This is a genomic window from Streptomyces sp. NPDC001816 (genome assembly GCF_042892235.1).
Taxonomy (GTDB): Bacteria; Actinomycetota; Actinomycetes; order Streptomycetales; family Streptomycetaceae; genus Streptomyces.
Genome location: NZ_JBIATY010000008.1, coordinates 38,693 through 51,281, shown reverse-complemented (window position 1 = coordinate 51,281; position 12,589 = coordinate 38,693). Strand labels below are relative to the sequence as shown.

Sequence of the window (12,589 nt, the reverse complement as noted above, 5' to 3'; positions counted from 1 at the left end):
CTCACGCCTTCAGCGTGTCCTTCCGGTACAGCCAGGCCGCGCCGCCCGCGAAGAGGACGAAGGAGACGACGAGGATGGCGATGTCCTGCGCTTGCGGGGCCTGGCTCTGCTCGATCGCCCGTCCCAGTGCAGCGTACGCGTGCGTGGGGAGCCACTTGGCGATGTCCTGGAGCCACTGCGGGAAGGTGGTGGTCGGCATCCACAGGCCGCCCAGCATCGACAGGCCGAAGTAGGTGATCATCGTGATCGGGCGGACCGCGTCCCCGGTCGCGAGGTAGCCGATGGCGACGCCGAGCGCGGCGAAGACGAGGCTGCCGGCCCAGATGGCGCCGGTGAGGGCGAGCCACTGCCAGGCGTCGAGTCGTACGTCCTTCACGGCCGCGGCGACGACGAAGACGATGACGATCGACGGAAGGCTGACGACGGCCGCGCCGGCGGTCTTCGCGAGAACGTAGCCGCGCCCCGGGAGGGTGGTCAGCCGGAGCTGCCGTACCCAGCCGCTCTCGCGCTCCTTGGCGATGCGCTCGCTGTTGCCCATCAGGACGGCGGTCAGCGCGCCGAAGGAGGCCATGGAGACCATCATGTAGGTCGGCAGGGTGAGGCCCGAGCCGTCGATCTTCGTCTTGGAGTCGGCGTTGCCCGCGATGAGCAGGAACAGGGCCGAGGGGTAGATCACCGAGAAGAACAGGAACTTGCGGTTGCGCAGGGCGCGGGCGAGTTCGAGCTTGATCAGGCTGCTCATGACTGCTTGGCCTCCTCGGCCTCCGTGATGGCGACGAAGGCCTGCTCCAGACCGAGGCCGGCGACTTCGAGGTTGCGGGGGTAGACGCCGAGGCCGTACAGGGCGTGGACGGTCGCGTCGGCGTCGGAGGACTGGATGCGGACGGTCTGACCGGATACGTCGAGGGAGGTGAGGAAGGGCAGGCCGCGCAGGGCCGCCTCGTCGATGGTCCCCTCCAGGTCGAAGGAGACCCGGCGGGCGCCCGCCTTGGCCTTGATCTCGGCGGCGGTGCCGTCGGCGAGGAGGCGGCCGCGGTGCAGCACGAGCACGCGGTCGGCGATGGCGTCGGCCTCTTCGAGGTAGTGGGTGGCGAAGAGGACCGTACGGCCCTGGTCGGCCTGTTCCCGCATGGTGGCCCAGAAGGCCTGGCGGGCGGAGACGTCCATGCCGGTGGTCGGCTCGTCCAGGACGATCAGGTCGCTGTCGCCCGCGGTGGCGAGGGCGAAGCGGACGCGCTGGGCCTGGCCGCCGGAGAGCTTGTTGACCTTGCGGTCGGCGATCTGCGTGAGGCTCGCGCGGGCGAGGACGTCGGCGGCCTTGTACGGCTTCGGGTGCAGCGAGCAGGCCAGCTTCACCAGCTCGGCGACGGTGACCTCGTCCATCAGCCCGCCGCTCTGCAGCATGGCCCCGACCCGCCCGGCGACGATCGCCTCGCGCGGACTGGTCCCGAACACGCTCACCGTGCCGCCGTCGGCCTGCTTGAGGCCGAGGAGCAGGTCGAGGGTGGTGGACTTGCCGGCCCCGTTCGGGCCGAGGAGGGCGACGGTCTCGCCCGGGTACAGCCGGAGCGAGAGCCCGTCGACGGCTCGTACGCTCCCGTACATCTTGGTCACCTGGTCGAACCCGACCACCGGGGTGGTGGTGGCCGGTGCCGCTGTCGTTGTCATGCCCACCATGCTGGCCGTGGGGACCCTGGACGCGGCAGTGTCGGCGGTCCCGAGCGCCGGATGACAGATGTCATGCGGTTCGGGTGACACGCGCGCAGGGGGCGCCCGGCGGACGCCCCCTGCGGGTCGCGCTAGCTCGGGTTCGTGTCGATGACCGCGACCCGGTTGGTCTTGCTCATCAGCGCCTGGCGCAGGGCGACGTAGACGTCCTGCGGCGTGACGGCCGTCTTCTTGCCGTTGGCCCGGGTGATCAGCACGCCGTCGAAGGTCTGGCCGTACAGCTGCTTCAGGGCCGCCAGGTCGGGCTTGTCGGTGAGCTTGCCGTCGGGAGTGGCCTCCACCCTGAGGAACTTCCACAGCGAGTTCTGCGGACTCAGCGGGACCGAGTGCGCGGCGTCCGTCTGGACCGTGACGCGGGCCGACATCGCCGGTTCGGCGAAGGCCTTCATCTCGCGGTCGACCTCGGCGTTCGAGACCGTCGGCTGCTTGGTGGTCGTCGGCACGGCCACCGGGGTCGCCCTGTCCGTCTCCACCAGCGTGCGGTACGCCTGTTCGACCGCCTGGGTCGACCGGGCCGCGTCGATGGCCTTGCCCGCCTTGCCGTAGACGGCCACGGCCTTGCCGGCCTTGAACGTGATGGAGCCGTCGGCGACCGCACCGGAGCCCGAGCCGCCGCCGGCCTGTTCCAGCGCGGCCTGGAGCTTCTCCTCGTCGACCGGCATGACCGGCTCGACCTCCCGCTTCTGGCCGAAGAGGGAACCGATCACGGAGACCGGGTTGTAGTCGCTCTTCGCGGCCTCGCTCACGGTGCTCTGGAAGTCGAACTGCAGGCCCGCGTTCTGAGGCGTCAGGGACACCGTCCGGCCGCCCACGGAGAGCTGCAGCGGCTTGTTGACGCGGCTGCCGAAGGCGTCGTCGAGCTTCTTGACGGCCTCGTCGCGGGTGCCACCGCCGACGTCGACGCCGAGCACGGTGGTGCCCTTGGGCACGTCGGTGTGGTTCATCAGCAGGCCGGCGCCGTAGGCACCGCCCGCGAGGACGAACACGCCGACGCCGAGCAGCACGACCTTGCTGCGGCCCTTCTTCTTCGGCTTGGCCTGGGCCTTGGGCTGCGGGGCCGGGTCGGGCAGCTTGGGCGCCGTGTGCGGCACCGGGCCGCCGGGGTTGGCACCGGCGCCGAACGGGGTGTTCCCGGCGGACGGGACGACCGGGATGCCGCTGGTGACGGTGTGTCCGGAGACGTTGTCCGGGGCGCGGTAGCCGGGCGTGCCCGGTCCGGGGGCCGGCTTTTGCGGGGTGAGGATCGCGGTGTCGTCGCTGAGGCCGCCGCCGGGTGCCGTGCCGGGGCCGGGGAAGGCGCCGGTGGCGAGCGGACCGCCCTGGCCGGCCGGGCCGTTCGCGCCGCCGGGCAGCTGGTGGCTACCGGTGTCGTAGCCGCCGGGCAGCTGGTGACTGCCGGTGTCGTAGCCGCCGGGCAGCTGGTGACTGCCGGTGTCATAGCTGCCGGGCAGCTGGTGACTGCCGGTGTCGTAGCCGCCCGGAGAGTCGAAGGACTCGCCGAGGTCCCGGTCCAGGTCGCTGAGCGAGCTGCGCGGAGCGGCCGGCGGGACGAACGGTCCGTCGCCGGTGACCGGTCCGCCGGTGGGGCCCGCGGGGCCCTGCGGGCCGCGGCCACCCTGGCCGTTCGGCCCGTTGAAGCCGCTGGGACCACCGGGGCCGCCGGACGCGCTCGCGCCGGGGGCGGCGCCGCCGATTCCGCCCGTGCCGCCGCTCTCCGCGAAGTACGGCAGGTCGTCGCGGCTCGGTTCGCCGCCGCCGGTCGCGCCGGGGCGGGAGCCGCCGCGCGGGCCCGCGGCCAGCGCCTCGGTCACGTCGAAGGAGCCGGTGCCGCCGCCGTGCCCCGGGGCCACGGGGCCGCCGGTGGCGCTGGGCAGGCCCGAGCCGTTCGTACCGCCGGGACGGGAGCCGCCGGGCACGCTCATGGAGCCGACCACACCACCCGGGCGCCCGCCGCCGGGGCGGGTGCCGGCGGCACCCGAGCCGCTCGGACCGCTCGGCTGGGCGCTCGGCTTGCTCGGCGCGCCGGCGGAACCACCGGGCGTCCCGGCGCCGTTCGTGCCGCCGGCGCCCGGACCGCCCTTGGGCGCGCCGGACTTGCGGGGCGCGAACCAGTCGCTGCGCTTCTCCTCGGCCTGCGAGGCGGGCTCGGCGGGGGGTTCGACGGTGCCGGTGGACTTCGCGGCGGCGGGGGCCGGCCGCGAGTCGGCGCCGGAGTCGTCCGCGGCGGCCTCGCCGTCGCCGACGGGCTTGCGCACGACGACCGGCGGGATGGGCCGGGATCCGGGGATGTTGATCCGGATCCGCGTCGTCAGCGTGGTCTCGGTCTTGCGTTCCTCGGGCGGAGTGGCCGAACGGCCCTTGTCCGGACCGGCGTCGGCAGCCATGGGGGTTCCGTACGGCGGCGTCCCCGAGGGGTATGCGGCTCCGCCGGACCCGTTGGGCCCGGAGGACGGAGTGTCAGTTTCACGACTCAAGGCAGGTTCTCCCGGTTGGCTCCGCCGCCCGTTACGACCTCAGCGGGCAGCTCGGCGGCGCGCACCACCATACTGGCCACGTCTGGCGGGTATCCCATGACCGCCGAGGAAACCCACACCGGACTCGCACGTGCGCCGCACGGCGAAGTGGTACGTCACTTGCCAAGTCGGGCGGGACCGTCGGCGGGTTGCCGTCCGGGGGCAATGGTGGCGCAGATCACAGCTAGGGCCATGCCGCCGAGCAGGAAGAGATAGGAGCCGACTCCCGCGCCGAAGAGGAAGTCGCCCTCGGGGCGGGTGGAGGTGAGCAGGACGACGGTGACGATCCAGCCGGCCACTGGCGCGACCGCCCCGGCCCGGCCGCCGAGCGCGTACGCCCCGCCGAGGAACAGCCCGCCGGCGCCCGCGAGGGCGAGCAGCAGCCCGCCCGGGAACCAGGCGGCCTGGACCAGGGCTCCGGCGAGCCCGACGATCGCGCCGAGCAGGAACAGCCCGAGGTAGGCGGCCATCCGTCCGACCGGGGGCCGCTGCATCGGCTGGGCCAGCATCGAGCCGCGTCCGTCGGCGCTCATGACGCCTCCCCGTTGGCAATACCGGCGAACAGGTCAGTCTCCCTCATCTCCCCCATAGCCCCCATCTCCCCGGGCTGCGCCGGGCCGCGCACCAACTCGTAGTACTCGGTGGTGAACAGTGGCTGGGCGAGTTCATTGGAGAGCGCGAAGTACGGCTCGGCCACCTCGATCTGGGTGACGTGGGCACGCATCGCGGCGGCCTTGGCGGCGGCGTGGGCGCTGCCGTCGATCGCGGTGGTGATCCGCTCGTCGTCGACCACGCCGGGTACGTCGGCCAGCGAGGCGCTCTTCGCGAACGGGAGGTTCGGCAGCTCGTCCTGGAGGCGGGCGAAGGCGGCCTCGGCGACGGAGCGCGGGACGCGGTTCCAGTAGACCTTCTCGATCCGGTGCCCCTGCTCGGCCGCCAGCTCGACGGCCCGCATGGCCACGCGGTGGGCCTGGATGTGGTCCGGGTGGCCGTACCCGCCGTTGTCGTCGTACGCGACGAGAACCTGCGGGCGGACCTCCAGGATCACCTCGACGAGCGAGCCGGCGGCCTCGTCCAGGTCGGCCTGCCAGAAGCAGGCGGGGTCCTCGTTGTCGGGAATGCCCATCATGCCGGAGTCGCCGTAGCGGCCCGCGCCGCCGAGCAGCCGCAGGTCCGCGACGCCCAGCTCACGCAGGGCGGCACTCAGCTCACCGCGCCGGTGTGCGCCCAGCGCGACACCGGTCAGATGCCGCAGCTCGGGCGGGATGACCTCGCCACGCTCCCCCAGAGTGCAGGTGACCAGAGTCACATGGGCACCCTCGGCCGCGTACCTGGCCATGGTCGCGCCGTTGTTGATCGACTCGTCGTCCGGGTGCGCGTGCACCAGCAGCAGACGCCGCTCGGGCAATTCCGTCATGGGACCACCCTACGAGGCACTCGTCTCGTCCTTGTAGCGCGGCAGAGCGTCCGTCGAGATCGTCCAGTCGGCGATGGTGACGTCCTCGCCGTAGACGAAGTCCTTGCGGGTGGCGTAGCGGGGGCCGTCGGGGGTGGGGTGGATGTCGGTGAGGACGGCGCCGGTGGCGGTGCGGGGGTCGAAGATCGCGTAGACGGGGATGCCCATCAGGGGGTAGTCGCGCATCTTGGTGACCCAGTCGTTGTCCGGGTTGGAGCGGGACACCACCTCGATGGCGGCGATGAGAGTGCGGGGATCGAAGGAGTCCGGGACGTCCATGTCCTCCATGGTGATCACCATTACGTCGGGGCGGCGCATGAGCCCCTGGGACTCGTCCTCGACATCCGGCTCGCCCGTGTGAGCCACGATCTCCTCCGGCATCACCTTTTCGAGGCGCCTCCGGAGGTGCACAGTGGTCAGCTCGTGCGGGCCGACGGGCGACATCATGTCGTGGACGATCCCTTCCTGGGTGATCTCGAACTTGCCGGGCAGGGTGTCGTCCGCGGACTGAACGAAATCCCGCATGGCCTGGTAGCGGTGGGAAGCGCCCTGCCGCGCGTTGTCCGGGGCGATGGTCATGGCGCTCGCTCCTCGTCGTCTGTGCCCAGGGGCAAGGATCGTCGCTCTCATGCTAGGCGGCCTCCAAGAGATCGGTTCGGCAGTCGCGGCAGCGGCCGGGTTCGGGCGCGCGGAAGGGCCGGTCGCAGCCGTCGCAGGTCTGGAACGGGTGCCGTACGGGCGGTGGGGCGGCCGGTGCGCGGAACGGCGGCGGGGGCGGCAGCTGGGCCGTGAGGCGGTGGGCCAGCAGGGCTGCGGGGCGTCGCAGGCCCTCGGGTGGCAGGTCGGCGGTCAGCGCCTGCCTCACGGCAGTGGCGCTGACGTCACGCTCCAGCCAGGCGGCGACGCCGGGGGCCAGGTGGGCCGTGTCGGCGGCCGAGAGGAGCAGGCATGGGTCATGGCGGCGCAGGTCCGCGAGGAGGTCGGAGGCGGTCTGCAGCAGGGCCGGGGCGGCGCAGGCGGGCTGGGGTACGGCGGGGAGGGGTTTGCGACCGGTTCGGGACGGGCGCTCGGCCGGTGCCGCCGCCGGTCGTGCGGGGCGGCGGGCGGGGCAGCCGGACCTGTCTGGGTGGCGCCGGGCCGTCGGCTGGTTGCAGGAGATCGTGCGGGTGACGATGCGGCCGCTGGGGATGCGTTCGCGGTCGCGGCGGAGGTAGCCGTGGGTCTCCAGCTCGCGCAGCGCTGCGGCGATACGGGTCGCTCCCTCGGGGAAGCGGGCGGCGAGACTCTTGATGTCGACGCGGGCGCCCTTCGGCAGCGACTGGATGTGGCAGGCCAGACCGATCGCGAGGAGGGAGAGGTCCGGGTGCTGGGTGAGGTGGTTGCCGATCACCGTGAAGCGGGTGGTGTGGCGGGTGTTGTCGTGGATGAGCCCGCCGGAGTGCGCGGCTTGGTTGCCCCGGTTCGAGTGCTTGTTGCCCGCGATACGGGACTGGGCGTGCGGGGGCACGCTAGGGTGCTCGGTACCCATCGGGAAGTCCTTACCTTCCTCGGTGGTCAGGCCCTCGCATTGGGATGCCAGTCCCGGCGGGGGCCGTCGCATGTGTGCGGTTGTGTTGCGCTGAGCGTAGAGCCGCCCGGGGCTGCGAAATCCAGCTGAGTCGGGGATGTTCACCCGCCCGAGTGAGCGTGGGCCGCGGGCGGGAGGGGTGGGGTTTGGCGGGGTTCCTTTCCCCCGTCGTTCTTTGCTTCTCAGTCGCCGGCGTCACCGGAACCCGTCAGGTCGGGTTCCGGTGACGGAAGGCTCAGTTCGGCCCAGACGGTCTTGCGCGGGAAGCGGCCCTCGGTGACGTCCCAGCGATCCGCGAGCGCGTCGACGAGCATGAGTCCACGACCGGACTCGGCATGCGCGTCGGGCACTTCGACCTTGGGGAGGCGGTCACCGCGCGTGTCGGTGACTTCGATACGCAGGGTGCGGCCGACCACGTAGAGCGTGAGGCGGAAGCTGCGGCCGGGCAGGCGACCGTGGGTGGCGGCGTTGGCCGCCAGCTCGGCCACGATGTGCGTCGCGGGATCCGTCGGAAGCCCCCAGCTCCGGAGCTGGTCCGCCGCGAGCAGCCGGGCCAGGCGGGCACCGCGCGGGGTGGACAACAGCAGGACGGTGAAGTTGGGGATGCAGTTGTCGAGTTGGGTCGCGGTCTCGCCGATTTTCTGATTCACGTCACTCAGAGTGGCCAGTGGCGCTTAGCGTGATGAGTGACTGATCCGTTGCGTACGGTGACTGTCCGGTGGTTGTCCGGTGTGTCTTTGCTTGTCAGGAGGGGTGATGACGGTCGAGCTCAACGGCGAGACGGACGAGCCGGGGTGGGAGGTGGATCCGGACGACGAGTGGGGTCTTGCGGTCATCGCCACCGTCGGGCGGCAGTTGAAGCTGCGACGGGAGGCAGTGGGGATGAAGGCCGCCGACTTCGGAAGGGCCGTCGGCTACGGCGAGGACATGGTCTACAAGATCGAGGGTGGGAAGCGGATTCCCCGGCCCGAGTATCTGGACAAGGCCGACAAGGTGTTGAGGGCGGATGGGCTGATCACCGCGATGAAGGAGGACGTGGAGAAGGTCCGGTACCCGAAGAAGGTGCGGGACTTGGCGGAGTCGGAGGCGAAGGCGGTCGAGATCGGCGTGTACGTGTGCAGCAGCATCCCTGGCTTGTTGCAGACGCCCGAGCATGCGCGAGCGTTGCTGGAGTGCTGGCTGCCCGCCTACACACCGGAGGACTTGGAACGGCGAGTGGCCGCCCGCATGGCCAGGCAGTCCATTTTCGAGCGGTCGCCTGCACCGGCCCTCGGGTTCGTCCTGGAGGAGGCGACCCTGCACCGCAGGGTTGGAGGCACAATGGTGCGGCGACAACAGTTCGAACGCCTGTTGGAGGTGGGGCGGTTGAACACCGTCACGCTTCAAGTGATGCCGTTGGACAGCCCGCCACACCCCGGCATGAGCGGCAGGATCGAGTTGTTGAAGTTCGAGGACGGCACGGCGGTGGGACGAGCCGACGGCGCATTCAACGGACGCCCGATCTCGAACCTCAAGGAGCTGCGCATTCTTGAACAGCGGTACGGGACCATCCGAGCCCAGGCTCTTCCGCCCGGGGAGTCACTGAGCCTCATCGAGCAACTGCTGGGAGAAACATGAAGCTGGCGTGGTTCAAGAGCAGCTACAGCAGCGGGCCTGACGGCGACTCCTGCGTCGAAGTGGCCCTGGACTGGTTCAAGAGCAGCTACAGCGACGGCCCCGACGGCGACTCCTGCGTCGAGATCGCCATAGCACCCCGCACCATCCACGTCCGCGACTCCAAGAACGTCGAGGGCCCCCGGCTCGTGCTGACGCCTGGGGCCTGGGCTCAATTCGTGCCATACGCGTCCGAAGGCTGACGAGCCAGCCGCATGGACGCGGCGAGCTCTGACGCTGCATCACAGATTGACGCGCTTGACGTATACGCGCTTGCGGTACGGAACGACCTGGTACCAGACGAGGATCGTTCCGGTGCTGTAGGTACGCAGCCGCATGGGGTTCGGGTCTTCGTCCAGGCGCCCGTCCGGGTCGAGACCGTATGCAGCCAGGTCGGCCAGCGCGGACGCGATGACGACGACCGCCTCCCGGTCCGCGGCTTTCATGCCGCCGACCACCCACTCGGCGTTCGGGTCGTATTCCCAGGCCCACCCTGTGGTGTCGTCCTCCTGGCCTTCTTCTCGTTCGTTCACCGCCGGGCGACTCCGGCCGCCGCGGACGCCGTGTCGAGTATGCGGGTGACCGTCGCCTGGGCCTGCCGGAAGGCCGCCTCCGTGGCGTTGGGATCGGCGATGGTCTGCTCGGCCTCACGCATCATCCGGGCCTGCCCAGGGTGGCGCTCGATGGCGACGAGCGTTGCCCACTTCTCCAGGAACAGCCGCATGGGTGTGATGGACGAGAGCTGGATCGCCTGGTCGAAGGCTTCGCCGAGGTCGCGGTCGAACTCGGGGAGCCGGGCGAGCGCGACCTGCTTGACTGCTTCGCGCAGGGCATCGCGGGTGATCGGCGGTTGCGGGATGATCGGTGGCGGTGACTCGGCGTGCTGTGCACTCATGGGCGTACCCCTTCCACGCTGCGTGGTCACGACCCTAGCTGCCCTCACATATGGAGGGTGAGCCGTTCTGGGGCCGGGCGTCCAATTGTCGCCCGACACACCTGACCACGACCTACTCGACCTCAGCCTCGGGTACGTCGGCCTCGCCCCCCAGACTTACGAAACGCAGCAGGAAGCAGCAGAACAGGTCAGAACTTGATGCTGCCGATCATGCTGGCGACGTTCGTCGTCAGCTCGCTGATCGTGGGCGCGACGGTCGAGGAGGCGAGGTAGAAGCCGAGCAGTATGCAGACGACCGCATGGCCGCCTTTCAGTCCTGACTTCTTGATCAGCAGGAAGACGATGATCGCCAGCAGCACCACCGCCGAAATCGAGAGTGCCACGGCGGCTCACCTCCAAAGATCCCAGGGACGCGGGGGGGTTCGGACTATGGGGGTTGTCACTCGGTTGTAGATCAGTACAGCAATTTCATGCACACGCCAGGGGGTTCATACCCACTCAGCGGTAGTGATCATAACTTTCCGTGCTCGCGCATCGCTCGGCGCACGGCCGCACAAGGGGGCGCATGGCCAATATGGTCGGGGTATGACGACCGAGGCTGACTCCTTCCCCCGTCGGCACGCCCGCACGCAGCGGTTCACGCTCGGCGCGCCGCGTGCGTTCACCGTGGCACCCGACGGTTCGCGTGTCGCGTTCCTGCGTTCCGGCTCCGGCACGGACCGGGCCAACTCCCTGTGGATCCTCGATCCCACGGACGGCACCGAGCGCCTGGCGGCCGATCCGCACACCCTCCTGGAGGGCGCGTCGGAACAGCTCTCGCCCGAGGAACGGGCGCGCCGGGAGCGCAGTCGGGAGGGCGGAGCCGGCATCGTCGGCTATGCCACCGACGCGGCCGTGGAGTTGGCGGCTTTCGCCTTGTCAGGGCGGCTTTTCACGGCCGAGCTGCGGGCGGGTACGGCGCGCGAACTGCGGGTCCCCGCACCGGTGATCGACCCGCGTCCGGCGCCGGACGGGCGGCACATCGCGTACGTGGCGCAGGGCGCGCTGCGGGTGACGGGCGCCGAGGGCGCGGACGACCGGGCGCTGGCCGAACCGGAGGCCGATCAGGTCACCTACGGACTCGCCGAGTTCATCGCGGCCGAGGAAATGGGGCGTTCGCGCGGATTCTGGTGGGCGCCGGAGTCGGACCGGCTGCTGGTGGCGCGCGTGGACGACACGCCGGTGCGGCGGTGGTGGATCGCCGACCCGGCCCACCCGGAGCGTGAGCCACAACACGTCGCGTACCCTGCGGCCGGGACGGAGAACGCGAACGTACGCCTGTTCGTGATCGACCTCGACGGCAGCCGCACGGAGATCGTCTGGGATCGTGCGCGTTATCCGTATCTGGCCCGTGTGCACTGGTCAGAGGCGGGTGCGCCCCTGCTCCTGGTGCAGGCCCGGGACCAGCGCAGCCAGGTGTTCCTCGCGGTGGATCCGGACTCGGGTTCGACCCGGATGGTGCACGCGGATGAAGATCCAACATGGCTGGAAATTTTCGCCGGAGTGCCCTGCTGGAGCCCGTCCGGGCAGCTTGTCCGCATTGCGGACGAGGGCGGCGCGCGGGTGCTGGCGGTGGGCGAACGACCATTGACCGGACCGCAGTTGCACATCCGTGCGGTACTCGACGTGACGGCCGACGACGTGCTGGTTTCGGCGTCGGCGGGCGAGGAGGCGGAGTCCCCGGAGACCGGCGAGGTTCATGTCTACCGGGTGAACGAACTCGGCGTGGAGCGCGTGTCGCAGGAGCCCGGGGTGCACTCGGCGGTGCGCGCCGGTGGCGTGACGGTCCTGGCCTCCGCGACGCTCGACAGCCCGGGCACCCATGTCCAGGTGCTGCGTGACGGAAAGCGAACGGCGACTGTCCGGTCCTGCGCCGAAGTTCCCGGTTTGTCGCCGCGAGTGACCCTCACCGAGGGGGGCGCACGCAGAATTCCGTGCGCCGTGCTTATGCCTACGGACTACCCCGGTGACACTCCGCTCCCCGTGCTCCTGGATCCCTACGGTGGCCCGCACGGCCCGCGGGTGGTGGCCGCGCACAACGCGCATCTGACCTCGCAGTGGTTCGCGGACCAGGGCTTCGCGGTGATCGTCGCCGACGGCCGGGGCACACCGGGCCGCTCGCCGGCCTGGGAGAAGGCGGTCCACCGCGACTTCACCCTCACCCTGGACGACCAGATCGAGGCCCTCCAGGACCTGGCCGGGCGCTACCCCCTCGACCTCTCCCGGGTGGCCGTCCGCGGCTGGTCCTACGGCGGCTACCTGGCCGCCCTCGCCGTCCTGCGCCGCCCCGACGTCATCCACGCCGGCATCGCGGGCGCCCCGGTCACGGACTGGAGCCTCTACGACACCCACTACACCGAGCGCTACCTCGGCAACCCGGTCGAGGACCCGGCGACGTACACGCACAACTCCCTGGTCACCGACGCGGGCCTCTCCTCCCCCGCCGAGCCGCACCGCCCCCTGATGATCATCCACGGCCTGGCCGACGACAACGTGGTGGCCGCCCACACCCTGCGCCTCTCCTCGGCCCTCCTCGCCGCGGGCCGCCCCCACGAGGTGCTCCCGCTGTCCGGCGTCACGCACATGACCCCCCAGGAACAGGTCGCGGAGAACCTGCTCCTGCTCCAGGTGGACTTCCTGAGGCGTTCGCTCGCACAACCGTGCAAACAGGCATGAACTGCGTTTACACGCAGGCAACTTCACGGAAGCGGTACCGATATACGGACGCGCGAGTCTGA

14 protein-coding genes are annotated in these 12,589 nt (G+C 70.7%); 3 read left to right on the top strand and 11 right to left on the bottom strand.

Features of this window, described 5'->3' with window-relative positions; genetic code table 11:
• Nucleotide 1 precedes the first annotated feature (1 nt).
• The 8 genes from ACFYZZ_RS27395 to ACFYZZ_RS27360 all read right to left on the bottom strand — a co-directional run bounded on the left by ACFYZZ_RS27395 (nt 2) and on the right by ACFYZZ_RS27360 (nt 7,914).
• Nucleotides 2-742: an ABC transporter permease gene (locus tag ACFYZZ_RS27395; RefSeq protein ID WP_386578171.1), complete on the bottom strand. Its 741-nt coding sequence runs from the start codon at nt 740-742 to the stop codon at nt 2-4.
• Complete coding sequence (locus ACFYZZ_RS27390; protein ID WP_389181127.1) at nt 739-1,668, bottom strand: ABC transporter ATP-binding protein; 930 nt, start codon at nt 1,666-1,668, stop codon at nt 739-741. Before ACFYZZ_RS27390 ends, ACFYZZ_RS27395 begins: the two co-directional genes overlap by 4 nt.
• A gap of 131 nt (nt 1,669-1,799) precedes the next feature.
• Nucleotides 1,800-4,202 (bottom strand): hypothetical protein, encoded by a 2,403-nt coding sequence (locus ACFYZZ_RS27385; RefSeq protein ID WP_389181124.1) that lies wholly within the window; start codon nt 4,200-4,202, stop codon nt 1,800-1,802.
• Between the two features lie 155 nt (nt 4,203-4,357).
• A complete protein-coding gene (locus tag ACFYZZ_RS27380; RefSeq protein ID WP_389181121.1) occupies nt 4,358-4,774 on the bottom strand; it encodes a DUF6113 family protein in 417 nt (138 codons plus the stop codon).
• On the bottom strand, nt 4,771-5,658 hold the full coding sequence (mshB, locus tag ACFYZZ_RS27375) for an N-acetyl-1-D-myo-inositol-2-amino-2-deoxy-alpha-D-glucopyranoside deacetylase (RefSeq protein WP_389181119.1): 888 nt from the start codon (nt 5,656-5,658) through the stop codon (nt 4,771-4,773). Before mshB ends, ACFYZZ_RS27380 begins: the two co-directional genes overlap by 4 nt.
• Nucleotides 5,659-5,667: 9 nt before the next feature.
• Nucleotides 5,668-6,276 (bottom strand): Uma2 family endonuclease, encoded by a 609-nt coding sequence (locus ACFYZZ_RS27370; RefSeq protein WP_389181117.1) that lies wholly within the window; start codon nt 6,274-6,276, stop codon nt 5,668-5,670.
• A 52-nt stretch (nt 6,277-6,328) separates the two neighbouring features.
• On the bottom strand, nt 6,329-7,225 hold the full coding sequence (locus ACFYZZ_RS27365) for a helix-turn-helix domain-containing protein (protein ID WP_389181115.1): 897 nt from the start codon (nt 7,223-7,225) through the stop codon (nt 6,329-6,331).
• A gap of 221 nt (nt 7,226-7,446) precedes the next feature.
• Nucleotides 7,447-7,914 carry an ATP-binding protein gene (locus ACFYZZ_RS27360; protein ID WP_389181112.1) on the bottom strand — a complete coding sequence of 156 codons (468 nt, stop codon included), beginning with the start codon at nt 7,912-7,914 and terminating at the stop codon, nt 7,447-7,449.
• Between the two features lie 106 nt (nt 7,915-8,020).
• Between ACFYZZ_RS27360 and ACFYZZ_RS27355 the strand changes: the two genes are divergently transcribed.
• Entirely contained in the window at nt 8,021-8,881 is an 861-nt protein-coding gene (locus ACFYZZ_RS27355; protein WP_389181110.1) for a helix-turn-helix domain-containing protein, read from the top strand.
• A complete protein-coding gene (locus ACFYZZ_RS27350) occupies nt 8,878-9,120 on the top strand; it encodes a DUF397 domain-containing protein (protein ID WP_389181107.1) in 243 nt (80 codons plus the stop codon). Before ACFYZZ_RS27355 ends, ACFYZZ_RS27350 begins: the two co-directional genes overlap by 4 nt.
• Before the next feature lie 39 nt (nt 9,121-9,159).
• Here ACFYZZ_RS27350 and ACFYZZ_RS27345 read toward each other — a convergent pair whose 3' ends face one another.
• The 3 genes from ACFYZZ_RS27345 to ACFYZZ_RS27335 form a co-directional block, all read right to left on the bottom strand.
• Nucleotides 9,160-9,450, bottom strand: a complete 291-nt coding sequence (locus tag ACFYZZ_RS27345) for a hypothetical protein (RefSeq protein ID WP_386578160.1) — start codon at nt 9,448-9,450, stop codon at nt 9,160-9,162.
• Nucleotides 9,447-9,812, bottom strand: coding sequence for a DUF6247 family protein (locus tag ACFYZZ_RS27340; RefSeq protein ID WP_389181104.1), 366 nt, complete (start codon nt 9,810-9,812; stop codon nt 9,447-9,449). Before ACFYZZ_RS27340 ends, ACFYZZ_RS27345 begins: the two co-directional genes overlap by 4 nt.
• A gap of 188 nt (nt 9,813-10,000) precedes the next feature.
• A complete protein-coding gene (locus tag ACFYZZ_RS27335; protein WP_030649813.1) occupies nt 10,001-10,195 on the bottom strand; it encodes a hypothetical protein in 195 nt (64 codons plus the stop codon).
• A gap of 202 nt (nt 10,196-10,397) precedes the next feature.
• Between ACFYZZ_RS27335 and ACFYZZ_RS27330 the strand changes: the two genes are divergently transcribed.
• A complete protein-coding gene (locus ACFYZZ_RS27330) occupies nt 10,398-12,527 on the top strand; it encodes an alpha/beta fold hydrolase (RefSeq protein WP_389181101.1) in 2,130 nt (709 codons plus the stop codon).
• The last annotated feature ends 62 nt before the right edge of the window (nt 12,528-12,589 follow it).